The 23,757-nt window shown below is 74.7% G+C and carries 18 protein-coding genes; 14 read left to right on the top strand and 4 right to left on the bottom strand.

The features are described from left to right. The first annotated feature begins 434 nt into the window (after nucleotides 1-434). The 3 genes from PKE99_RS24840 to PKE99_RS24850 are packed head-to-tail and all read left to right on the top strand — an operon-like array spanning nucleotide 435 to nucleotide 3,901. On the top strand, nucleotides 435-1,601 hold the full coding sequence (locus PKE99_RS24840; protein WP_037049921.1) for an acyl-CoA dehydrogenase family protein: 1,167 nt from the start codon (nucleotides 435-437) through the stop codon (nucleotides 1,599-1,601). Continuing rightward, nucleotides 1,598-3,223 carry a class I adenylate-forming enzyme family protein gene (locus tag PKE99_RS24845; RefSeq protein WP_037049923.1) on the top strand — a complete coding sequence of 542 codons (1,626 nt, stop codon included), beginning with the start codon at nucleotides 1,598-1,600 and terminating at the stop codon, nucleotides 3,221-3,223. Before PKE99_RS24840 ends, PKE99_RS24845 begins: the two co-directional genes overlap by 4 nt. 24 nt (nucleotides 3,224-3,247) lie before the next feature. Next, complete coding sequence (locus tag PKE99_RS24850; RefSeq protein ID WP_063739828.1) at nucleotides 3,248-3,901, top strand: TetR/AcrR family transcriptional regulator; 654 nt, start codon at nucleotides 3,248-3,250, stop codon at nucleotides 3,899-3,901. On the opposite strand, the gene PKE99_RS24855 is transcribed toward PKE99_RS24850, so the two are convergent. Continuing rightward, entirely contained in the window at nucleotides 3,898-4,059 is a 162-nt protein-coding gene (locus tag PKE99_RS24855) for a hypothetical protein (RefSeq protein ID WP_156067852.1), read from the bottom strand. The genes PKE99_RS24850 and PKE99_RS24855 overlap by 4 nt on opposite strands. Before the next feature lie 236 nt (nucleotides 4,060-4,295). Between PKE99_RS24855 and PKE99_RS24860 the strand changes: the two genes are divergently transcribed. The 7 genes from PKE99_RS24860 to PKE99_RS24890 all read left to right on the top strand — a co-directional run bounded on the left by PKE99_RS24860 (nucleotide 4,296) and on the right by PKE99_RS24890 (nucleotide 11,947). Beyond that, nucleotides 4,296-4,865 carry a class I SAM-dependent methyltransferase gene (locus PKE99_RS24860; RefSeq protein ID WP_037049925.1) on the top strand — a complete coding sequence of 190 codons (570 nt, stop codon included), beginning with the start codon at nucleotides 4,296-4,298 and terminating at the stop codon, nucleotides 4,863-4,865. A gap of 146 nt (nucleotides 4,866-5,011) precedes the next feature. After that, nucleotides 5,012-6,334 carry an MFS transporter gene (locus tag PKE99_RS24865; protein WP_037049928.1) on the top strand — a complete coding sequence of 441 codons (1,323 nt, stop codon included), beginning with the start codon at nucleotides 5,012-5,014 and terminating at the stop codon, nucleotides 6,332-6,334. Next, a complete protein-coding gene (locus PKE99_RS24870) occupies nucleotides 6,331-7,974 on the top strand; it encodes a class I adenylate-forming enzyme family protein (RefSeq protein ID WP_197040772.1) in 1,644 nt (547 codons plus the stop codon). Before PKE99_RS24865 ends, PKE99_RS24870 begins: the two co-directional genes overlap by 4 nt. A gap of 4 nt (nucleotides 7,975-7,978) precedes the next feature. After that, nucleotides 7,979-9,145, top strand: coding sequence for a thiolase family protein (locus PKE99_RS24875; RefSeq protein WP_037050161.1), 1,167 nt, complete (start codon nucleotides 7,979-7,981; stop codon nucleotides 9,143-9,145). A gap of 22 nt (nucleotides 9,146-9,167) precedes the next feature. Further along, nucleotides 9,168-10,316, top strand: coding sequence for an acyl-CoA dehydrogenase family protein (locus PKE99_RS24880; RefSeq protein WP_037049930.1), 1,149 nt, complete (start codon nucleotides 9,168-9,170; stop codon nucleotides 10,314-10,316). Between the two features lie 10 nt (nucleotides 10,317-10,326). After that, entirely contained in the window at nucleotides 10,327-11,061 is a 735-nt protein-coding gene (gene fabG / locus PKE99_RS24885; protein WP_037049932.1) for a 3-oxoacyl-ACP reductase FabG, read from the top strand. Nucleotides 11,062-11,080: 19 nt separating this feature from the next. After that, nucleotides 11,081-11,947, top strand: a complete 867-nt coding sequence (locus tag PKE99_RS24890) for a LysR family transcriptional regulator (protein WP_037049935.1) — start codon at nucleotides 11,081-11,083, stop codon at nucleotides 11,945-11,947. Here the strand turns inward: PKE99_RS24890 and PKE99_RS24895 are convergent. Continuing rightward, nucleotides 11,890-12,795, bottom strand: a complete 906-nt coding sequence (locus PKE99_RS24895; RefSeq protein ID WP_037049938.1) for a LysR family transcriptional regulator — start codon at nucleotides 12,793-12,795, stop codon at nucleotides 11,890-11,892. The two genes, PKE99_RS24890 and PKE99_RS24895, sit on opposite strands and share 58 nt — an antisense overlap. A 196-nt stretch (nucleotides 12,796-12,991) precedes the next feature. Next, the gene (locus PKE99_RS24900) at nucleotides 12,992-15,715 is read right to left on the bottom strand and encodes an ATP-binding protein (protein WP_037049940.1); all 2,724 of its coding nucleotides are present in this window, start codon (nucleotides 15,713-15,715) and stop codon (nucleotides 12,992-12,994) included. Between the two features lie 684 nt (nucleotides 15,716-16,399). Here PKE99_RS24900 and sbnA point away from each other — a divergent pair. Next, the gene (sbnA, locus tag PKE99_RS24905) at nucleotides 16,400-17,395 is read left to right on the top strand and encodes a 2,3-diaminopropionate biosynthesis protein SbnA (protein ID WP_037049943.1); all 996 of its coding nucleotides are present in this window, start codon (nucleotides 16,400-16,402) and stop codon (nucleotides 17,393-17,395) included. Nucleotides 17,396-17,520: 125 nt separating this feature from the next. Then, nucleotides 17,521-19,464, top strand: a complete 1,944-nt coding sequence (locus PKE99_RS24910; RefSeq protein ID WP_051737911.1) for a SpoIIE family protein phosphatase — start codon at nucleotides 17,521-17,523, stop codon at nucleotides 19,462-19,464. A 1-nt stretch (nucleotide 19,465) separates the two neighbouring features. On the opposite strand, the gene PKE99_RS24915 is transcribed toward PKE99_RS24910, so the two are convergent. Next, complete coding sequence (locus PKE99_RS24915; protein WP_037049946.1) at nucleotides 19,466-20,038, bottom strand: TetR/AcrR family transcriptional regulator; 573 nt, start codon at nucleotides 20,036-20,038, stop codon at nucleotides 19,466-19,468. 71 nt (nucleotides 20,039-20,109) lie between these two features. On the opposite strand from PKE99_RS24915, the gene PKE99_RS24920 reads away from it, so the two are divergent. After that, a complete protein-coding gene (locus PKE99_RS24920; RefSeq protein ID WP_037049949.1) occupies nucleotides 20,110-20,850 on the top strand; it encodes an SDR family oxidoreductase in 741 nt (246 codons plus the stop codon). A 108-nt stretch (nucleotides 20,851-20,958) separates the two neighbouring features. Further along, nucleotides 20,959-23,661 carry an MFS transporter gene (locus tag PKE99_RS24925; protein ID WP_271214921.1) on the top strand — a complete coding sequence of 901 codons (2,703 nt, stop codon included), beginning with the start codon at nucleotides 20,959-20,961 and terminating at the stop codon, nucleotides 23,659-23,661. Nucleotides 23,662-23,757 lie beyond the last annotated feature (96 nt).

Raw genomic sequence — 23,757 nt, forward strand, 5'->3', positions numbered from 1 at the left:
TGCGAGGACCAGCCGCGACCAGCCTAGTGAGAAATGTGACTCCGCACACGGGGGCGCAGGCAACTCGACCCGTCCGACAGGCCAGGGTCGCCGACCGTGATCCCGTGGTCCGCCCCCGGGACGCGGGAGTGGCGCCGGACCGCATCGTCGCGGCGCCACCGGGCTCGACGGAGCGAACCCGCAGGGCTCACTTCTTCTTCTTGCCCTTCTTCTTCTTGTCCTTCTTCTTGGCCATGGCGCACCTCCCCGGCCCCTCGACGTCACGCCTCGTCAACAAACGTCAACCTAGCATTGACGCCGCGATCGTCAAGGAGAAGTTGACGTCGGTCGCTCACCGGATTCGGTGTCGAACCTGTTGTTCGGCGCGCGAGCCCTACCAAACGATTGTCTGGGCGGGTAGCGTCGGGCCGCGGCGGACCAACGGAGGTGTCGCGGTGGACTTCGAGCTGACCGAGCAGCAGCAGCTCTTCCGGAAGACCGTGCGGGCGTGGGTGGACCGCGAGGTCCCCAAGTCCTGGGCGCGGGAGCTCGAGCGCGACGAGCACCATTTCCCGTTCGCACTGTTCGACAAGTTCACGGCCGCGGGCTTCCACGGCATCGGGATCCCGGAGCAGTACGGCGGCCAGGGCGGGGACGTGCTGACCCAGATGATCCTGGCCCGTGAGCTGGCGCGGTCGCTGGCCGGGCTGACCTGGGTCTGGGGGATCACCTCCTTCGCCGGCGGCAAGTCGGTCGGGCTCTACGGCACCGAGGAGCAGAAGGCGGAGCACCTCCCGGCGATCGTCGAGGGCCGGGAGAAGTGGGCGATCGGGTTCACCGAGCCCGGTGGCGGCACGGACCTGCTGGGCGGCATGCGGACCCGGGCGCGGAAGGTCGACGGCGGCTGGGTGGTGAACGGGCAGAAGACCTGGAGCTCGGCCTCGCACGTGGCCGACTACATCCTGCTGCTGGCCCGGACCGCGGACCACGGCGAGAAGCGGCACCAGGGCGTCTCGCTGTTCATCCTGCCCGCGAAGGCCGAGGGCGTGACGGTCCGCGAGATCCCCAAGCTCGGGATGCGTGCGCTCGGCTCGTGCGACGTCTTCCTCGACGACGTGTTCGTCCCCGACGCGAACCTGCTCGGCGAGCAGGACCGGGCCTGGTACATGCTGCTGCCCACGCTGAACAACGAGCGGATCATGCTGTCCTCGTTCTGCGTGGGGATCATGGACGGGGTCCTCGAGGACGCGCTGCGGTACATGCAGGAACGGGAGGCCTTCGGCGGGCCGATCGGCCGGTTCCAGGCGTTGCAGCACCACGTCGCCAACATCGCGATGTGGCGCGACCAGGCCGAGCTGATGGTCTACCGCGCGGCATGGTTGCAGTCGTCGGGCCGCCCGTGCGGGCAGGAGGCGAACATGGCGAAGGTCGTGGCCTCCGAGCTGGCCGGGCAGGCGGCCGACCTGGGCCTGCAGATCCTCGGCGGCATGGGCTACTCGGCCGAGACGGACATGCAGCGCTACTGGCGGGACGTGCGGCTGTTCCGGATCGGGCCGGTCACGAACGAGATGGCCCGCAACGGCATCGCCGAGGGGCTCGGCCTGCCACGGTCGTTCTCGTGAGCGCTCCGCTGACGATCCCGGGCCTGGTCCTGCGGGCGGCCCGCGAGCACCCGGACTCCGACGCGTTCGTCTTCCTCGAGGTCCGGCAGACCTACCGCGAGCTGCTCGCCTCGGCGACCGAGGTGGCGCGGGCGCTCACCGCGCTCGGTGTGGGGCCGGGGGACGCCGTCGGCACCCTGATGCTCAACGGACTGGCCTTCGCCCACGCCATGATCGGGACCGCGATGACCGGGGCGCTGTTCGTGCCGGTCAACGCCCGGCTGGCACCGCGGGAGATCGCGCACGTCGTCCCCGACTCCGCCATGAAGGTCCTGCTCACCACCGACGCCGTCGACGAGCACGTGGACTACGTGGCGCGGCTGCACCAGGCCTTCCCCGAGCTGGCGGGCACCGCACCCGGGACCACGCCGGCCCTCGCCGGCGCGCCCGCGCTGGAGACGGCGGTGGTGATCGGAACCCGCGCGGCACCGGGCTTCCGCACCAGTGCGGACTTCCTCGCCCTCGGCGCCGCGGTCGACGAGGGCACCGCGCTGGCGGCGGCCGAGGCCGTCACGCCGGACATGCCGTACATCATGATGTACACGTCCGGCACCACGGCGGAGCCGAAGGGCTGCCCGCTCACGCACCGCTCCGTCGTCGGGCTGGGGCGGGCGGTCGGCGAGGAGGCCTTCGCGCTCACCGCCGCCGACCGGATGTGGAACCCGCTGCCGATGTTCCACGTCAGCGCGCAGGCGCCGATGGTCGGTGTGCTCAACGCGGGCGCCGCCTGGCTCTCCATGACCCACTTCGAGGTCGACGCCGCGATGGCCCAGATCGAGCGCGAGCGCGCGACGATCCTCTACCCCGCCTACCCCACGCTGACCGGCCCGCTGCTGCGCCACCACTCGTACGGCCCGGACACCTTCCGACGGGCGCGCGCGATGCTCACCGTCGGCCCGCCGGACCTGCTGCGCAGCTTCCAGGAGCAGCTGCCGCACACCGCGCACGTCAGCTGCTACGGGTCCACGGAGACCGGCGGGGTCGCCATCATGGGCCGGCTCGACGACCCGCTGGAGGCGCGGCTGACCTCGGGGAAGCCCTTCACCGGCGTCGAGGCGCTGGTCCGGGACCCGGTGACCGGCACCGCGCTGCCGCCGGGGGAGACCGGGCCGCTGTGGATCCGCGGGTTCAACCTCTTCCAGGGCTACCGCAACGACCCGGTGAAGACCGCGGCGAGCTTCGACGACGAGGGCTGGTTCCACACCGGCGACCTGGCCTCGATCGACGCCGCGGGCAACCTCACCTTCCGCGGCCGCACGAAGGACATGCTCAAGGTCGGCGGCGAGAGCGTCGGCTGCCTGGAGGTCGAGGCCCACCTGGCCGCGCACCCGGACGTGCAGGTGGCGGCGGTCGTCGGCGTCCCGGACCCGAAGTACGGCGAGGTGCCGGCGGCGTTCGTCGAGCTGCGGCCGGGCGCGGCGCTGACCGAGGAGGAGGTGCTCGCGCACTGCCGTGCGGGGCTGGCGAAGTACAAGGTGCCGCGGTACGTCCGGGTCACCTCCGACTGGCCGATGTCCGCGACCAAGATCCAGAAGTTCCGCCTGCGGGACCGGCTGCTCGACGAGCTGTCGGCCGGGGTGTGACCCGGCGGTGAGGTCCACGGGGTGGTGAACAGGAGGAGGGCGCCGCGCACCGGCACCGCGCCGCCCTTCCGCTCCGACGACGGCCGCTGGCAGGAGCTGCTGGACATCGCGGCCCGGATCTTCGCGCGCAAGGGATACCGGTCGACCACCCTGCAGGACATCGCCGACGAGTTCGGCGTGCTGAAGGGGAGCCTGTACCACTACATCCGCAGCAAGGACGAGCTGCTGTTCGAGGTCGTCCGGTCCGTCTACGGCGCCGGCCTGGCGAACCTGCGCGCGCTGGCCGCGGCCGACCTCGATCCCGTCGATCGGCTGCGGGCGGTGATCCGCGGGCACGTGCTGTACCTGACCGACAACCTCGTCGGGACGACGGTGCTCCTGCACGAGTTCGACCAGCTCTCCGACGAGCACCGGGCGCGGTTGCCGATCCGCGAGTACCAGGCCGTGGTCGCCGACCTCGTCGCCGACGCGCAGGCCGACCCGCGGGTCAAGCCGGACCTGGACCCCCGGCTCACCGCCCTCGCCGTGCTCGGGGCGGCCAACTGGGTCTACCGCTGGTACCGGCCCGACGGGAAGCGCTCGCCGGACGAGATCGGCGCGGCCTACGCCGACCTGCTGGTCGACGGCATGCTGATCCGGACCGGGGCGGCCGTGCCGGGGGAGCCCGCGGAGCGCTAGAGGACGATCAGCGCGGAGGCCGCGGTGCCGATGCTCCGGAAGAAGATGATCATCGCCTGGAAGGCGTTGCCGACCGCTGCTCCTGCCGCCGCCGGGTTCGGGATCACCCAGATCAGCAGGACCAGCACGATGATCAAGCCCCATGCCCACCGTGGCATGACTCGATGGTGCATCGCGCAACCCACCTGCACCAGGGGTGTCACTGGTCGAACTGGGGTCGTCGCCCTCTCTGACGACGACCGGACGCGGCCCTTTGCGCCGTTCGGTCGGACGCCCGGCCGACACGCGGCCCCGGACCTCGCCGGTCGAGGTCCGCGGCGGTGGACCGCCCCGTGCCGTCCGGACGCGACAGGCCGGTCGACCAGGAGGCGGACGGCGTCTAGCGTCCCGGCCCATGCCGATGAACGCCGTCCATCGCCGGTTGTGCCGCTCCGCGGGCTGGGCGGAGCGGATGCACGGCCAGGTCATGCCGTGGGCGCTCGACGGCGTGGCGCTCTCCGGCGAGGTGCTGGAGATCGGCCCGGGCTACGGGGTGACGACCCGCTGGCTGGCCGAGCGCGCCGGCCGCCTCACCGCCGTCGAGGTCGACCCGGTGCTCGCCGCCGACCTGCGGTGGGATCTCGCCGGGCGGGTCGAGGTCAGGACCGGCGACGGCGCGGACCTGCCCTTCCCGGCCGGGAGCGTCGACGTGGTGGTCTGCTTCACGATGCTGCACCACGTCCCCTCGGCGGCACAGCAGGACCGGTTGTTCGCCGAGGCCGCCCGGGTGCTGCGGCCCGGCGGCACGTTCGCGGGCTCGGACAGCCGGGTCTCGCTCCGGTTCCGGCTGCTGCACGTGCGCGACACCATGGTGCCCGTCGATCCCGCCACCCTGCCCGACCGGCTCCGCGCGGCAGGCTTCGCCGAGGCGGAGACGGGCCTGGGAGGGCGCTCCTTCCGGTTCAGCGCGACCACGCCCCCGTAGGCCGCGGGCTCGCGTCCTTCCCGTGCACCCCATAGGAATCTCCTCCCGGTTCGTGAGCCGCTGTCTCTTTGACCCGATCACTCCTCGCCCGTTGACTGATCGGGCCGCACCCGCGGCCGCGTGTTCATCGAGGAGGACGCTGGAAGATGGCAGTGCACGACGCCGCGGCCGCCCCCGTGCGGTCCCCGTCCACCGGGTCCGACGTGCGGGTGAACCCCGTCCGGGCCTGGTCCGTGACCGCGATGGCGGTCCTGTTCATCGTCGTCAACTGGGCGGACAAGGCGATCCTCGGGATCGCCGCCCAGCCGCTCATGGCCGACCTCGGCCTCACCGCGGCCGACATCGGCTTCATCGGCAGCGCCTTCTACTTCCTCTTCTCGATCACCGGCGTGGTCACCGGGTTCGTCGCCGACCGGGTGGGCATGCGCTGGGTGCTGTTCGCCCTGGCCCTGCTCTGGTCGGTGACGCAGCTGCCCGTGCTGCTCTGGGCGACCGGCGCGGCCCTGCTGATCGGGCGCATCGCGCTGGGCGCGGCCGAGGGCCCGGGCACCGCGATGGCGAGCGTCGCGTCGTTCGGCTGGTTCCCGCCCGAGCGGCGGGCGCTGCCGTCGGCGCTGGTCAGCTCGGGCGCGTCGATCGCCAAGATCGCGATCGCCCCGGTGCTGACGCTGATCGTGGTGACGTGGGGCTGGCGGGCGGCGTTCGTCGCGCTGGCCGTGTTCGGGATGGTCTGGGCCGGGCTGTGGCTGCTGATCGGCAAGCCCGGGCCGTACGCCCTCCGGACCCCCGACGCGCGGGCGTCGGCCCCGTCCGCGCCGCTGCGCGTCGTGCTCACGCGACCGACCTTCATCGGGGCCGTGATCGGCACCTTCACGATGTACGGGCTGGTCACGGTCGTGCTGACCTGGCTGCCCTCGTACTTCGAGACGGGCCTGGGCTTCAGCCGGCTCGAGGCGGGCAGCATGCTCGGCCTGCCCAGCATCGTCGGCATGGTCGTGATGATCGGCGTGTCCGCCTGGACGGACCGGCGGCTGGCCCGCGGCGCGAGCTCCCGGGTCATGCGCGGGTTCATCAGCGCGGCCGGGCTGGTGCTCGGCGGCGGGCTCCTGGCCGTGCTGCCGCTGGTCGGCGCGCCGGCCGCGGCAGTGGCGATCGTGTCGGTGGGCTACGGCATCGGCGCGGTGTGCCTGCCGCTGATGTCCGCGTCGGTCTCCCTGATCGCGCCCGCCGCGCGGCAGTCGACCGTGCTCGGGATCTTCCTCGCCCTGCAGGCGCTCTCCGGGCTGATCGCCCCCGCGGTGACCGGCCTGATCGTCGACGGCGCCGCGAGCCCGGCCGCCGGGTACGCCCTGTCCTTCCAGGTGTTCGGGCTCGCCGCGGTGGTCGGCGGCGTGGTCGTCGCCCTGATCGTGCGGCCCGACCGCGACCGGGAGACCGTCGCCCGCGCCACCCCGGCGGTGGCGGCGTGACGATCTGGCCCGCCTCCCTGCCGCGCTCGCTCGACTACCCGGCCCTGCCGGCGGCCGCGTTCCTGCGCGGGGCGGCCTCGGCCTTTCCCGACCGGGCCGCGCTGCGCGACGGGGACGAGTCGCTGACCTACGGCGAGCTGCTCCGCACGGCGGCGAAGGCCGCGCACGGGCTGCGCGCGAACGGGATCCGGGAGGGCGACGTCGTCGCGCTGCACGGGCCCAACGGCCTGTGGCATCCGGTCGGCTACTACGCGATCCTGCTCGCCGGCGGCACCGTCGCCCTGCTGAACCCGCTGCAGCCCGCGCCGGCACTCGCCGCGCAGCTGCGCGAGACCGGCGCGGTCGCGGCGATCACCCACCCGTCGTGCGCCGAGTCGCTGCCCGACCTCGACCTGGTGGTGACCCTGCCCGCGACCGCCGTCGCGCCCGGCCTGACGGCGATCGGCGTCGGCCTGCCGGAGCTGGCCCGCGGCCGGCCCTCGGACCCGCCGGAGATCCGGACCGGGCCGGACGACACCGCGCTGCTCGCCTACACCGGCGGCACGACGGGCGCGTCGAAGCCGGTGCAGGTGCTGCACCGCAACCTTGTCGCGAACGTGCTGCACATGTCCTGCTGGCGGGCCGGCGTGCTGCCCGAGGTCGACGGCTCGGGAATCCGCTTCCGCGAGCTGCCCGACACCGCGGACTTCCCGGTCGACCTCGGCCGCTCGGTCTCGGTCGTGACCTCCCCGCTCTACCACCAGCACGCCCTGGTCACGCTGAACTTCCTGGTGGCGTGCGGGGTCACGGCGGTGATCGCCGGGCGCTTCGACCCGGCCGGCCTGCTCGACCTCGTCGAGCGGTACGGCGCGACCTACACCGCGACCGCGCCGACGGCGTACCAGGCGGTCCTCGCGGTGCCGGACCTCGTCGAGCGCGACCTGACCTCGGTGCGGGCGATCACCAGCGGGGCCGGGCCGATGGACGCCGCCACCCACGCCGGCCTCGCGGCGGCCTTCCCGAACGCCACCGTGCTGGAGGGCTACGGGCTGACCGAGGCGACCTGCACCGTCACCTTCCCGCCGACCACCCCGGACGGGCTGCGGAAGATCGGGACCGTCGGCGTGCCCGGCTTCGACACGGAGATCGAGATCCGGGACCTCGAGGACCCGTCCCGCTGCGTGCCGCAGGGCGCGGACGGCGAGGTGTGGGTCCGGGGCCCCCAGGTCACGGCCGGGTACCTCGGCCGCCCCGACGCCACCGCGGAGCAGTTCCCGGACGGCTGGCTGCGCACCGGCGACATCGGCCGGCTCGACGAGGACGGCTACCTGGCCATCACCGGTCGGGCCAAGGACATGCTGATCTACAAGGGGTACAACGTCTACCCGCGCGAGCTGGAGGAGCTGCTGACCGGCGTCGCGGGCGTGCGGCAGGCCTCGGTGGTCGGGCGGCCGGACCCGGTCGCGGGGGAGCTGCCCGTCGCGTTCGTCGTGGCGGACCCGGGCGCCGGGCTGACCGCGGAGGCGCTCATGGCCCACGTCGGCGAGCGCGTGCTGCCCTACAAGCGGATCCGCGAGGTGGTGTTCACCGACCGGCTGCCGACGTCGCCGGCCGGCAAGGTCCTCAAGACCGAGCTGCGGTCGAGGCTGGTCGGTGCGTGACCGGATGCGGGACGCCGTCGTCGTCGACGCCGTCCGCACCCCGATCGGCCGGCGCGGCGGCGCGCTGGCGGGCGTGCACCCGGTGGACCTGTCGGCGACGGTGCTGCGGGCGCTCGCCGAGCGCACCGGCCTCGACCCCGCCTCGGTCGACGACGTCGTGTGGGGCTGCGCGTCGCAGGTCGGCGAGCAGGCGGCCAACGTCGGGCGGTTCGCCGCGCTGGCCGCGGGCTGGCCGGAGACCGTGCCCGGGACCACCGTGGACCGGGCCTGCGGGTCGGCGCAGCAGGCCGTGCACTTCGGCGCCGCCGGCGTGATCGCGGGCCAGTACGACGTCGTCGTCTGCGGCGGAGTGGAGTCGGCGACCCGGGTGCCCATGGGCTCCGCCCGCACCCGGGGACCCGGGTTGCCGTACGGGCCCGCCGTACGGGCGCGGTACTTCGGCGTGGACTTCGACCGGGGCCGCGCCGCCGAGGTGGTCGCCGAGCGCTGGGGGCTCTCCCGCGCGCAGCTCGACGAGTACGCCCTCGAGTCCCACGAGCGAGCGGCCCTGGCCTCGGACGGCGGCGAGTTCAAGGGCGAGATCGTGCCGGTCACGGTCCCCGCGGAGGACGGCGGCCCGCCGCTCGTCGTGGACACTGACGAGGGGATCCGGCGCGGCGGCACGCCCGGGTCGATGGCGCGGCTGCGGCCGGCGTTCCGGCCGGACGGCGTGATCACCGCGGGGAACTCCTCGCACCTCGCCGACGGCGCGGCCGCGCACCTGGTCACGACCAGCGAGATCGCGCGTCGGAAGGGCTGGACCCCGCTGGTGCGCTTCCACGCCTTCGCCCTCGCCGCCGTCGACCCGGTGACCATGCTGACCGCGCCGATCCCGGCCACCGCACGGGTCCTCGAGCGGGCCGGGCTGCGGCTCGACGACATCGGCGCGGTGGAGGTCGACGAGGCCTTCGCCGCCGTGACCTGCGCCTGGCTCGCCGAGACCGGGGCGGATCCCCGGCTGCTCAACGCCCGCGGCGGCGCGATCGCCCTGGGCCACCCGCTGGGCGGCGCCGGCGCCCGGCTGATGACGACGCTGGTGCACCGCATGCGGTCCGCCCGGGTCCGGCACGGCCTGCAGGCCATGTGCGAGGCCGGCGGCACCGCCAACGCGACCGTGCTCGAACTGCTCTAGCCCGACCTGCCCTGGAGGAACCATGGACGCCGACGACTTCGAGGCGATCCTCGCCTCGGTGCGGACCTTCGTGCACGACGAGGTCCGCCCGCGCGAGGAGCAGATCGAGGAGACCGACGAGATCCCGCCCGACCTGCGGAAGAAGGCCGCGGCCATGGGGCTGTTCGGCTTCGCGCTGCCCGAGGAGTTCGGCGGGCTGGGCTTCTCGATGACCGAGGACGTCCGGCTGGCGTTCGAGCTGGCCCGCACCACCCCGGCCTTCCGCTCCATGGTCGGCACGAACAACGGGCTGGCCGGCAAGGTGCTGGTGCACGACGGCAGCCCCGAGCAGCAGCAGACCTGGCTGCCGCGGATCGCCGCCGGCGAGGTGATCGCCTCGTTCGCGCTGACCGAGGCCGACGCCGGGTCGGACCCGAGCGGGCTGCGGACCCGGGCCCGCCGCGAGGGCGACGGCTGGGTGCTCGACGGCGCCAAGCGGTTCATCACCAACGCGCCGGTCGCGGACCTGTTCGTGGTGTTCGCCCGCACCGACTCGGACACGGCCGGCACCTCCCGCGGGATCTCGGCGTTCCTCGTCGAGGCCGGGACGCCCGGGCTGTTCGTCGGGCCGAAGGACAAGAAGATGGGGCAGGCCGGGGCGTGGACCGCGGAGGTGGTCCTCGACGAGGTCCGGGTGCCGGCCGACGCCCTCGTCGGCGCGGAGGGCGCGGGCTTCCGGACGGCGATGAAGTCCCTGGCCCGCGGCCGGCTGCACGTCGCCGCGCTGTGCGTCGGGCTCGCCGACCGGATCCTCGAGGAGACGGTGCAGGCGGCGGCGACGATCCGGCAGGGCGGGCAGGCGATCGGGGAGTTCCAGCTGGTCCAGGCCCATCTCGCCGAGTCGCAGGCCGAGCTGTACGCGGGCCGGGCGATGGTGCTGGAGGCCGCCCGCGCCTACGACGCGGGCGAGGACATGACGCTGGCCCCGTCGTCGGCCAAGCTGTTCTGCAGCGAGATGCTCGGGCGCGTCGCCGACCGGGGTGTCCAGGTGCACGGCGGGATGGGGTACATGCGCTCGGTCCCGGTGGAGCGGTTCTACCGCGACGCCCGGCTCTTCCGGATCTACGAGGGCACGAGCGAGATCCAGAAACTGATCATCGCCCGGCGGCTGCTGGCCGACGTGGCGGGCTGAGGAGGACGTCATGGAGCTGCTGGCAGGGCGGGCCGCCGTCGTCACCGGTGGGGCGGCCGGGATCGGGCTGGCGATCGCCCGGACCTTCGCCGCGCACGGGGCCTCGGTCGTGATCGGGGACCGGGACGGCGAGGCCGCCGAGTCGGCCGCGAAGGAGCTGGGCGAGCGGGTCACCGGCGTGGCGTGCGACGTGCTGGTGCCCGAGGAGGTCGACGCGCTCGTGCGGACCTGCGTCGACCAGCACGGGTCGCTCGACGTGATGGTCAACAACGCCGGCATCCTCCGGGACGGCACGCTGCGCCGGATGACGCTGGAGGACTTCGAGGCCGTCGTCGACGTGCACCTGCGGGGCTGCTGGCTCGGTGTCCGGGCGGCCTCGCTGGTCATGCGCGAGCAGGGCCGCGGCGCGATGATCAACATGTCGTCGATCTCGGGCAAGGTCGGGATGATGGGCCAGACCAACTACAGCGCCGCCAAGGCCGGCATCGTCGGGCTGACCAAGGCCGCGGCCAAGGAGCTGGGCCACCTGGGCATCCGGGTCAACGCGATCCAGCCGGGCATCATCGCCACCGCGATGACCGCGGACCTGCGCGAGGACATCCTCGAGGCGAAGCGGGCCGAGGTGCCGCTGGGCCGGATCGGGGAGCCGGACGAGGTCGCGAACGTCGCGCTCTTCCTGGCCTCGGACCTGTCCAGCTACATGACCGGCACCGTGCTCGAGGTGACGGGCGGCCGGCACATCTGAGCCTCCCTACGCTGAGGTCGTGGAGCTCAGGCAGGCCAGGTACTTCCTCGCGGTCGTCGAGCACGGCGGGGTGGCCGGGGCCGCGACGGCGCTGGGGCTGGCGGGGCCGTCGGTCTCCCAGGCGGTACGGGCGCTGGAGCGCGAGCTCGGCGCGGAGCTGTTCCACCGGATCGGCCGCGGGATGGTGCTCACCGCGGCCGGTCGCGCGTTCGTCGGGCCGGCACGCCGGATCGTCCGCAGCGCCCTCGCCGCGGACGGGGCCGCGGTCGGCCCGGACGGCCCGGTGCGGGGCAGGCTCGACGTCCTGGCCTCCACCTACGTCGCGGTCCATCCGGTCGCCGGGCTCGTCGGGGCCTTCCGCCGGGCACACCCGGAGGTCGCCGTGCGGATCGGCGCCCTCGCGGACGACGACGACTCCGCCGCCCTGGTCCGGCAGGGGCACTGCGAGCTGGCCTTCACCCACCTCCCGGTGCCGGCCCCTGGGTTGACGGTGCGCGAGCTCGGCCGGCACGAGTACCGGCTGGTCGCCCCGCCCGACGTGGACCTGCCCGCCGCCGACCCGCTCGACCTGGCGGACCTGCCCGACCTGCCGCTGATCGTCGTCCCGCAGGCGGTGCCGGTGCGGATCCAGATCGAGCGCGAGCTGCTCTCGGTGGGCAAGCGCACCCGGGTCGCCGCGGTGTGCCACCACCGCGAGGCGATCGGGGCACTGGTGCTGGCCGGGGTGGGCGCCACCTTCCTGGAGCGGTCGGCCGCCGAGCGGCTGGCGGGGCTCGGGGCCGGTGTGCGGGCGCTACGCCCGGCCGTGCACCGGCCGCACGGCGTGATCTACGACCCGCGCCGGCTCTCGCCCGCCGGGCAGGCGTTCGTCGCCGCCCTCGGCTGAGGGTCGCCGCAGCCCAGCCCGGCGACCTCGAGGAACGCGGCGACGGCGGGGGAGAGCGGCCCCGGACGGTGGGCGACGACGACCGGGCGGTGCAGCGGCGGGTCCAGGCCAACCGTCCGCGCACCGGGCAGCTCCCGCGCGGCACCGGCCCGGGAGACCAGGGCCGCCCCGGCGCCCGCGGCGACCAGCTCCCACAGCGCCTGCCGGTGCGCGCACTCCACCGCGGTGCGCGGCTCGCCCAGCTCGGCGCGCAGCCAGCTGTCGCCCAGCTCCGTGACGAGCGGGACCTCGGCGAGGCGGGACCGGGGCAGCGGATCGGGCAGCTCCTCCGCACCGGCCGTGACCAGCACGATCTCCCGCCCGCCGGCGTCGTGGCGGCAGAGTGGGTCCCGGTCGGCCGGCGGCCCGTCCGTCAGTGCCACCTCGCAGCGCCCGGCCCGCAGGTCGGCCTCGACGCCCTCCGCGGTGCCGTCGAGCAGGACGAGCCGGACGCCGGGCAGCCGCCGGCGCAGGGCCGCGGCCAGCTCGGGCAGCGGGTCGACGGCCAGCGCCGGCACCGCGGCGACCACGAGCTCGCCGGCCCGCAGCGCGACGACCTCCTCGACGGTGCGCCGGGCCCGCTCGACGTCGGCGACGATCCGGCGGGCCGGCTCGACCAGGGCCCGACCGGCGGGCGTCGGGACGAGACCGCGGCCGGACCGCTCGAACAGGACGACGCCGAGCTCCTCCTCGAGCCGCCGGATCGCCTCGGACAGCGACGGTTGCGCGAGGTACAGCGCCTGGGCCGCCCGGGTCACCCCGCCGTGCTCGACGACGGCGAGGAAGTACTCGGCCGCCCGCGGTTCCACGGCCCGACCCTAGGCCGTGTTCAGCAAGCCCCGGATCGCGGTCTTCGCGCCCAGATCGTGCCCGGCGGCGTTGCCGCCCGCGGCCGAGTACGCCCGGTACGAGGCCGGGGCGGCGCCTTGCCAGACACGATCTGGATCACGAAGCCCATCGACCAGGACTTTCTGAACACGGCCCAGCTGCGCGCCCGGGAGGCGGTCAGGCGTCGAACTCCTGCAGCCGCGCGGCCAGTTCGCGACGGGAGGAGAGGCCGAGCTTCGCGTAGATGTTGCTGAGGTGGAAGGCGACGGTGCGGCCGGTGATGAACAGCGTCGCACCCGTCTCGCGGTTGGTGCGCCCGGCGGCGACGGAGCGGGCCACGGCCAGCTCCTGCGGGGTGAGGCCCAGCGCGTCGCCGGACGAGGGCGGGTGCAGCCCGGCGGAGCGGAGCAGCTCGGCGCACTCCGCGAGGAACGGGGCGGCGCCGAGGCGGGCGAGCCGGTCGTGGGCGGTCCGCAGCAGGTCCAGCGCCGGGCGCCGCTCGGGGCCGGCCAGGAGCAGCCGGCCGAGGGCGACCTCCAGGCGGGCACGGCCGAGGGCCGCACCGACGTCGTCGGCCGTCGCGAGGCCCTGCCGGTAGGCGCGTTCCGCGGCTCCGCGGTCCGCCCGCAGCTCCTCGCGCAGGCCGCGCAGCCGGGCGGCCTCCACCTCCGGCCAGCCCGGCGGGCGGCCCGCGATCCGGGCCTCCAGCGCGCGCAGGGCGTCGTCCGCCTCCTGCTCGCGGCCCTGCCCGAGGAGGGCCTCCGTGCGCAGGACCCGCCAGCCGGCGGTCCCGAGGTTGTCGGTCAGCCGGGCGAGCGCGGGATCGTCGTAGGGCCGCAACGCCTCCAGCATCGCGGCGTGGTCGTGCTCGGCCTGCGCGAGCGTGGCGGCGGCGAGGGCGGCGTACGCGCGCCCGCCCCACCACGGGAGTGCCTGCGCGACCCCGGCCGCCGCAGCCGTGTGGGCGCGCGCCGTCTCCCGGTCGCCCCGGCCCGCCGCGACGTAGGCGGCGATGGCGCGCACCACGCCGCTGCCCATCACCACGCCCGCGTCCCGGGCCAGCGAGATCGCCAGCTCCGCCTCGACGGTCGCCTCCTGCCAGTCGCCCGTCCGGTAGTGCGCCTCGGCGAGGTAGCCCAGGGTGAGCAGGCGACCCTGCATCGGCAGGTGCTGGGCGCGGTCGTCGACCACCTCCGAGAGGGTCCGGGCGGCCCCGGCGGCGTCGCCGGACCACAGCGCGAGGATCCCGCGCAGCGCCCGGGCCTCGACGGACTCCGGGCCGGACCGGCCGGCGTCGAGCACGGCACGGGCGTCCGCGTGGCGGCCCTCGGCGGCCAGCGCGACGACCAGCACGAACCGCGCCGTCGCCGCGACGTCCGAGGCCTCGTGGGCGGCGAGTGCCTCCTCGGCCGAGGTGACGGCCCGGGCGGTGTCGCCCTCGATGAGCGAGACGAGGGCGAGGTGCGCCGCCGCGGCCGGCCGCCGGGGGTCCTGCCGACCGCCCTGCTCGACGGCGGCCGTGAGCTCCTCGCGGGCCACCGCGAACCGGCCGGTGAACGCGGCGAGCTGGCCGAGGACGCGGCTGCGCCCGGGGCTCGGCTCCGCCGCCCGCACCTCCGGCTCCGCCCGCAGGCCCGCGGCGAGGTCCCCGCCGGCGAGCATCGACTCCAGCGCCCCGACGAGCCGGGCCGACCGCTCCCGGTGGGTGGGGCTGAGGTCGGCCGCGGCGAGCAGGTGCGCCGCCGAGTCCCGCCACCGCCGCCCCGCGCGCTCGCTCTCGCCCAGCTCCTGCAGCTCCGCCGCCAGCACGGCGTCCGGCCCGACGGCGGCGGCGATCCGGTGCTCGAGGGCCGCCGCGCCGCCCAGGCGCTCGGCCGCGGCGGCGTGCAGGCTGTGCCGCCGCTCGGGGGACAGGTCGGCGTAGACCGCGGCGCGGATCAGCGGATGCCGGAACACGACGTCGGGCCGGACGCCGGCGGGCACCTCCTGCAGCACGCCCGCGGCGACGGCCTCGCCCAGCGCCGCGAGCGGATCCGGCACCCCGGCCAGCGCGGCCACGTCGGACAGCGCGGCCCGCACGCCCAGCACGGCCGCGGTCAACACGACCTCTTGCGCCGGCCGGGACAGCGCGGCGACGCGGACCAGGACCAGCGAGCCGAACGAGCGCGGTGCGGGCAGGGTGACGGCGAGGTCGAGCAGGTCGGCCGGCGGGATCTCCTCCAGCAGCGCCCGGACGTGCATCGGGTGGCCCTCGGTGTGGTCGCGCAGGCGGCGCGCGGCGGCGGGCGGCAGCTCGGGTCCGCCGAGGGCGACGGACAGGGCGCCGACGTCGTCGGGGACCAGCCCGGTGAGCGAGATCCGGCGCAGGAGCGGCTCCTGGGCGAGGACGCGGCCCCAGGCCGGCGACGGCGCGTCCTCCGCGCGGACCCCGGCCACGAGCAGGACCTGGTCCCGGCGGAGTCGCCGCACCACGAACACCAGTGCGCGCACGGACAGCTCGTCGGCCCACTGGGCGTCGTCGACGACCACCAGGACCGGCCCGGCGGACTGCAGCGCGCTCAGGACCTCCAGCAGCGCCGCCCCGACGTCGACCGGATCGGCCCCGGGCGCCGGTCCCGCGGCGAGGACGGGCAGGTCCGCGACCAGCTCGGCCGGCACGTCTGTGAGGAGCTGCCGCAGCAGGCCGTACGGCAGGCCCGCCTCGGCCTCGTCGCCGGCGACCCACAGCACCGTCCCGGCGCCGGCCCGGTCACGGAAGCGGTGCAGCACGGAGGTCTTGCCGATCCCGGCACCGCCGGTCAGCCACACCACCCGCGCCTGGCCGGCCCTCGCCCGGTCGAACTCCTCGGCCAGCACGCCGAGTTCCTCACGTCGCCCGACGAACTCGTCCGGCGCGGTCATGGTGGCAGTGTGCGCGCGATCACGTCCGAAGTCGATGGAGGACGACCGGTGGGTCCACGGTGGTCACGCCGTCGGGGGGAGGCCAGGTCGAGGCCAGGCCGAGATCGCCCGGAGAATGCCGGCATCGGTGTGATCACCCGGTTGTCGCGGGATAGGCACGGAACGCTGTTGTCGCGCAACCCCATATACGCTTTCCGAGTGAATTCTCGACCGGTGTGAAACAGACGGGTCCTCCGGAGGGATCTACGTGCACGACTCGCCGCAAGGGGGCGGCGGGGCACTGATCGGCGAGGCATGGGGGTGCCGTCGCCGGTCGGGAAGGGGGGAACCTTGACCGCTCGTGACGACATCAGGAGAGCGACGTCGGTGACGTCCCGGAGGCGGCGATCCCGCCGGCCACCGGGGCTCGCGGCCGCCGTACCCGTGCGGCTCCCACCCGGTTCGCGCTGACCGGTCACCGACCACTCGAATGCCGATTCCCGGGACGGACCACCCCGCGACACGCGGGACCCACCCGGCACACCGGCCGCCCTCGCGCCCCGCGCGACGGCCGGAGATCCACCCCGGTGCGGAGGGTCGCCTCGGCGCGCCCGCGGACCGGAACCCCGAACCTCCGTCGTTCTCCATCACGGTCTCGCCGGCGCCACCGCGCCGCGGGCGAGCAGTCAGACGAGGAGGGCCACAGTGCCCGTCATCTCCGAGCCCCATCAGTACAACGAGGATGCGCTGTACGTCGATCTGGCCGCGATCGTCGACCAGCCGCTGCACCTCAAGTGCGAGGGGTTCAACTTCGCAGGATCGATCAAACTCAAGGCGGCCACCGAGATGGTCGAGGCCGCCGAGCGGCGCGGCGTGATCCACCCGTGGTCGGTGCTGGTCGAGTCGTCGTCGGGCAACCTCGGGGTCGCGCTGAGCCTGCTCGCGGCCAGCAAGGGCCTGCGGTTCGTGTGCGTGACCGACTCCCGGTGCAACCTGGCGACCCGCCGGATGATGGAGGCGCTGGGGGCCGAGGTGCACGTGATGACCGACCCCGACCCGGAGGAGGGGCTGCTCGGCGCCCGGTTGCGGCACGTGCGCGAACTGCTCGCCTCGGACGAGAAGTACGTGTGGCTCAACCAGTACGGCAACACCGACAACTGGCGGGCGCACTACCGGCGGACCGCGCCGGAGATCCACCGCGAGTTCCCGGACCTCGACGTGTTGTTCGTGGGCGCAGGCACCACCGGCACCCTGATGGGGTGCGCGCGCTGGTTCCGCGAGTACGCGCCGGAGGTGCGGATCGTGGCGGTCGACGCAGCGGGTTCGGTGACCTTCGGCGATGCGCCGGGGCGGCGGATGATCCCGGGGCTGGGCAGCAGCGTGCCGTCGCAGTTCCTCGAGCGGTCCCTGGTCGACGACGTGGTGCGCGTCGAGGAGGCCGACACCGTGCGGATGTGCCACCGGCTCGCCCGCCGCGGGTTCCTGTTCGGTGGGTCGACCGGCACGGTCGTCAGCGGTGCGACCCGCTGGCTGGCCGAGCACGGCACACCCGGGACGGTGTCGGTGGCGCTGGCCCCCGACCTCGGTGAGCGCTACCTGGACACCGTGTACCAGAGCAACTGGGTCGAGGCGCTCTACGGCGACGACGTCCTCCGGGACGAGGAGGAGACGGTCCCGGCGCAGCGCGCCTGCTCGGCCTGAGCCGGGCGCAGGCGGGGCGGTCGACGGCCTGGGCGACGTCCGGGCCGGCCCTACACGCCGCGGCGCCGGACCTCTGACACGGGAGCGCCGCGCGGCCGCCCGGCCGCTGTGCCACGATCTGCGGCATGCCGGTGGACGACGACACGAGCGACGCCGGTGCTCCCGCCGACGTCCTCGACGCGTTCGAGTCGGTCCCGGCGATCATCTGGGCCTTCGAGGGTCCCGAGCTGCGGGTCGTCGCGGCCAACACCGGGGCCCGCGCCTCCGCCGGGTTCCGGCCCGGGATCGTCGGCCGCCCCATCCGCGAGGTGCTGCCGGAGCTGGAGGGGCAGCAGATCTTCGAGATGATGGAGGAGGCCTACTCCGCGGGTCGCCCGGTCTCGGCCGAGCACCGCCGGGTGCTGGTCGACCGGGACGGCGACGGCCGCCTCGAGGAAGGCTTCTTCACCTACACCTTCCTGCCGACGCACCACGCCGACGGCACGGTCCGCGGGCTCGTCGTGCACATCGCCGAGACCACCGCGCAGGCGCTGCGCCAGGAGGAGGCGGAGCTCGCGGCGGCGGCGTCGGAGCGGCGGTACCGGCACGCGTCGGAGATCGTGCTGGAGCTGCAGCGCAGCCTGCTGCCCACCGGCGTGCCCGTGCTCCCCGAGCTCGTCACCACGGCGCACTACCGGGTCGCCGGCGACGAGCTGGCGGCCGGCGGGGACTGGTTCGACGTGCTGGTGCTGCCCGACGACCGCGTCGCGCTGCTGGTCGGCGACGTCGTGGGCCACGGCGCGGGCGCGGCCGGCGCGATGGGGCAGCTGCGGGCCGTCGCGCTCGACGCGCTGCACGCGGGGGAGGCCCCGGCGGCGGCGCTGCAGCGGCTGGACCGCTTCGCCGCGCGGCAGCGCGCGACCCGCGCCGCGAGTGTGTGCGTGGCCGTGCTGGACCCGGCGACCGGGGAGCTCGAGGTGGCCGCGCACGCCCACCCGCCGCCCGTCGTCGTCGGACCGGACGGGGCGCGCCGGCTCGCGGTGCCCGCCACGACACCGTTGGGCACGGGAGGCCCCGCGGCCGCGTGGGTCCGGGACCGGGTCGAGGTCGGCGAGACGCTGCTGGTCTACAGCGACGGGCTCGTCGAACGGCCGGGCCGGCCGCTGGGGGAGACGGTCGCCTCCCTGGCCGGGACGGCGGCCGCGGCGCGGCGGGACCTCGACGACCGTGTCCTCGACGACACGACGCTGCCCGACTCGGGCGTGGAGCGGCTCGCCACCGTGGTCACCGAGCGGATGGGTTTCCTCGGCGAGGGCTACGAGGACGACGTCACGCTGGTCATCGCCGAGCGCCGCACGCCGCCGGCGCCGTTCGTGCTGGATCTGGATGCCGAGCCGTCGATGCTGGCGGTGGTCCGCCGCGGGCTCGCGGGGTGGCTGGCGGAGGTCGGCGCGGGCGACGACGACGTCGACTCCCTGGTCTACGCGGCGGTCGAGGCGCTCTCCAACGTCGTCCGGCACGCGTACGCCGGTACGGAGGGACCGGAGCGGCCGGTGCGGTTCGAGGCGGAGCTGGGCGCGGACGGCGCGGTCCGGCTGACCGTCGCCGACGCCGGACGCTGGCGGCCGCCGCCCCCCGGCCCGGTGGTCGGCGGGCGCGGCGTGCTGATGATGCGCGAGCTGACCGACGACACCGTGATCGAGCAGGGCCCCGCGGGCACGACGGTGCGGCTCCGCCGCCGGCTGGGCCGCCCGGTCACGATCGGGGTGCCGCCGCCGGCGCCGGAGCCGCGACCCCGGGACGACAAGCTCGCCGTGGACCTCGACGAGGTCGCCGGCGTCGCCACGGTGTCCGGCCCCGTCGACCTGACGACCGTGGACCAGCTGCGGGCGCAGCTGCTGCAGGGCGCGCGCGGCGGGACCCGCCCGTTGCGGATCGACCTCGACGGGATCACGGTGCTGTCCAGCGCGGGCGTCCAGCTGTTCCACGACCTGGCCGGGATGCTGCCCGGGCTGCGGCTGCGCGTCGATCCGGACGGGGTCGCGGGCGCCGTGGTCGCGCTGACCGGGCTCGCCGACCGGCTGGGCTGACTCAGGCCCCGATCCCGCGGAAGAGGTTGCCGACGAGCGCGTCGGCGGTCGCGTGGTCGAGCGGCAGGTCGGGCACCAGGAGCCGGTGGTAGCAGGCGCCCCACAGCTGGTCGACGACCGTCTCCGGGTCGAGGTCGGGCCGTAGCTGCCCGGCGGCGCGGCCCCGTTCCATGCGCTCGACCGCGAGCCGCCGCCGCGGGGAGGAGTAGGTGCGCAGGTAGGCCTCGCGCAGCTCCGGGTCCGTCTGCGCGTGCCCGATGAGCTCGGCGACCGTGCGCCCGGCCGTGGTGGTGGTCAGCAGGTCGACGAACGCGTGCAGCTGGGTGCGGAGGTCGGCCTGCACGTCCCCGGTGTCGGGGAACTCGAGGGCCGCCTCGACGGTGGTGAAGTAACCCTCCAGCGCGAGCGTGCCCTTGGACGGCCACAGCTTGTAGATCGTCACCTTGCTCGCGCCCGAGCGCCGCGCCACCTCGTCGACGGTGAACGCGGCCATGCCCCCGTCGAGCAGCAGCGCGCCCGCCGCGGCCAGCACCTCGCCGCGCACCTGCTCCGTCGGACGGCGCCCTCGGCCCACGAACCCTCCTAATTGAACTCGTCGTACACATGTGCTTTTATGAACTCATCGTACACATCAAGGAGGACGACATGACCACCGCCCAGACCACCCGCGTCGCGCTCGTGACGGGCGGCTCCGGCGGCATCGGCCGGGCCGTGGCGGAGCGGCTCGGCGCCGACGGGTTCGCCGTGGCCGTGCACTACGCCGGCAACGCCGAGCGCGCGAAGGAGGCCGCGGCCGCGGTCGAGGCCGCCGGGGGCCGCAGCCTCGTCGTCGGCGGGTACGTGGCGGACGAGCAGGCCGTGGCGGCGATGTTCGACGAGGTCGAGCAGGCCTTCGGCGGCATCGACGTCGTGGTCCACACCGCCGGGATCATGCTGCTCGCGCCGTTGGCCGAGCTCGATCTCGACGACTTCGACCGCATGCACCGCACCAACGTCCGCGGCACGATCGTGGTCGCCCGCGAGGCGGCGGGCCGGGTGCGGACCGGGGGCGCGATCGTGACCTTCTCCAGCTCGGTCGTGAAGCTCGCGCTGCCCACCTACGCCGGCTATGCCGCGAGCAAGGGCGCGGTCGACGCCATCACGATGATCCTGGCGAAGGAGCTGCGCGGTCGCGACGTCACGGTCAACGCCGTGGCGCCCGGCCCCACGGCCACACCGCTGTTCCTCGAGGGCAAGCCGCAGGAGGCCGTCGACCGGCTCGCGTCGATGCCGCCGCTGGAGCGGCTGGGCGAGCCCGCCGACATCGCCGAGGCGGTGGCCTTCCTGGCCGGCCCCGCGCGGTGGGTCAACGGGCAGGTCCTCTACGTCAACGGCGGGGTGGCCTGACCCGTGAGGTCGACGCGGTGAGCACGATCACCTCGCAGTAACTTGCATGGTGCATACATCTGACTATCGTTGCATGTAGCAATCAATGACGAGGACGAGGAAGACACCGTGTCCATCACCCACGCCCAGGAGGCGCCCCGGGCCCGGACGGGGAGCAGTGCCCCTGCCGGGGCCGGCGGCGGCGCCGGCATGACCCACAGCCAGATCCTGCAGGCCCTCACCGGGATGCTGCTGGCGCTGTTCACCGCGTTGCTGTCGTCGACGATCGTGTCCAACGCGCTGCCGACGATCATCACGGACCTGCACGGCTCGCAGAGCCAGTACACCTGGGTCGTCACCGCGACCCTGCTGTCGTCCACGGCGAGCACCCCGATCTGGGGCAAGCTCTCGGACCTCTTCTCCAAGAATCTGCTGGTCCAGATCGCGATCGTGCTCTACATCGGCGGGTCGATCCTGGCCGGCTTCTCGCACTCCGTCGACATCCTGATCGTCTGGCGCGCAGTGCAGGGCCTGGGCCTCGGCGCCCTGCAGTCGCTCGTCATGATCGTGATCGCGGCGATGATCAGTCCCCGGGAGCGGGGCCGCTACACCGGTCCGATCGCCGCGGTGATGTCCCTGGCCACCGTGGCCGGTCCGCTGATCGGCGGCGTGATCGTCGACAGCTCGCTGGGCTGGCGCTGGTGCTTCTGGGTCGGCGCGCCGGTCGCGGTGGTCGCGCTGGTCGTCGTGCAACGGACCCTGAACCTGCCCGTGGTCAAGCGGCAGGTGAAGATCGACTACCTCGGCGCGGCCCTGATCGCCGCGGGTGTCTGCGACCTGCTGATCTGGGTCACCCTCGCCGGCAACGACTTCGCCTGGACCTCGGGCACCTCGTGGTCGCTGCTCGCGATCGGCGTCGTCCTGCTGGGCCTGGCGGTGTTCGTCGAGTCGCGCGCCGCGGAGCCGATCGTCCCGCTGCGGCTGTTCAAGGACCGCACGACCACCCTCGCGACCGTCGCGAGCGTCGCGGTCGGCGTGGCGATGTTCGGCAGCGCGGTCTTCCTCGGCCAGTACTTCCAGATCGCGCGCGGCTACTCGCCGACGGCCTCGGGCCTGCTGACCCTGCCCATGATCATCGGCTCGACGGTCTCGGCCACCCTCTCCGGGCAGCTCATCTCGCGCCTGGGCAGGTGGAAGGGCTTCCTGGTCGGCGGGGCGATCCTCATGATCGCCGGCTTCGGCCTGCTCGCCACGATCGACCACGCCACGAACATGGTCCTGGTCGGCACCTTCCTCGCCGTGCTGGGCCTCGGCATGGGCATGACCATGCAGAACCTGGTGCTCGCGGTGCAGAACACCGTGCAGGCGAAGGACCTCGGCGCCGCGTCGTCGACGGTGACCTTCTTCCGGTCGCTCGGCGGCACGATCGGCGTCTCGGTCCTCGGCTCGATCCTCGCCAGCCGGGTCGCCACCCTGACCACCGACGGACTGGCCGACGCCGGGGTCGCGGTCCCGGCCGGCGGCTCCGGTGAGGTCGGGATCGGCTCGCTGAACCAGCTGCCCGGGTTCGTCGCCGACATCGTCCGGGCCGCCTACGGCGACGGCACCGCCACGATCTTCCTGGTCTCCGCGTGCCTGGCCGTGGTCTCGCTGCTCGCGATCGTGTTCATCAAGGAGGTGCCGCTGCGCACCCAGAGCGGTATCGAGCAGCAGCGGCAGGAGGTGGACGGCGTTGTCGCCCCCGCGACCCTCGCCACACCGGCCGCCGCGGCGATCGAGCCCGCCACCATGCCGATCCCGGTCGTCCCGGGGGAGCGCGGGGTGCCCGTCGCGCCCGCTGCGCCCGCTGCGCCGGCCGCACCCGCCACGCCCGTCGCGCCTGCTGCGCTCGCCGCGCCGGCCGGGGAGTGGTCGCTCGGCCGGCACGCCCGGCCCCAGCAGGCCGTCCGGCCGTCGCCCCGCCCCCGACCGCGCCCGGCGCAGGACCCCGACGGAGTCGGCCCGGCGGTGTACGGCTTCGTGACCGGCGCCGGCGGAGCCGGGATCCGCGACGCCGCCGTGACCCTCACCGGGGCCCGCGGCGAGCAGGTCGCCCGGACCGCCACCGCGCCCGACGGCGGCTACGAGATCCACCTGCGCACCGGCGGCACGTACCTGCTGGTCGTGTCCTCGGGATCGCTGCGGCCCTCGGCGTCGATGGTCGCCGTGGCCGGCCGCCCGGCCCGCCACGACATCACCCTCGCAGGCGGCGGGAGGGTCTCCGGCACCGTCGACCGGGGCGCGATCGAGCCCGCCGCCGGCGCGGCCGTCACGCTGATCGACGCCCGGGGCGACGTCGCCGGCGCCGCCCGTACGGACGAGGCCGGTGGCTACGCGATCGAGGGCGTCCCCGCGGGGAGCTACACCCTCACCGCCGCGCTGGCCGGCCACCAGCCCGTGGTCACGACCGTCCTGGTGGCGGACGGCGAGGCGGCGGCCGTCGACCTGCAGCTCCCGGTCCGGGCCGAGCTGCGCGGCACGGTCACCGCCGCGCGCACCGGCCGCGGCGTGGCCGAGGCCGTCGCGACGCTGATCTCGCCGGAGGGCGAGGTGGTCGGCACCGCCACCACGGGGGTCGACGGCGGGTTCGCCTTCGCCGACCTGCCGGCGGGCACCTACACGCTCACCGCCGCCGGCTACGCGCCGGATGTCCGCAGCGTGCGGGTCGAGCCCGGCACCACCACCGACGTGCGGGTCGAGCTCGGTGCGCCGTCGCCATGGGACGGCGCCGCGGCCCCGTCCGGTGCCGCCCCCGCCGACGTTCGGAGGTTCGACCCCGTCGCCGGGGACTGACCGTCAGGACGCGACCGCCGGCCGCCGGGACATCTCCGGCGGTCGGCGGTCGTGTGTAGGGGGCTCCACAAATGCTGCTTGTGACCGTTCCGCGAC

Source organism: Pseudonocardia halophobica (assembly GCF_027922425.1).
In the GTDB taxonomy this organism is placed as follows: domain Bacteria; phylum Actinomycetota; class Actinomycetes; order Mycobacteriales; family Pseudonocardiaceae; genus Pseudonocardia; species Pseudonocardia halophobica.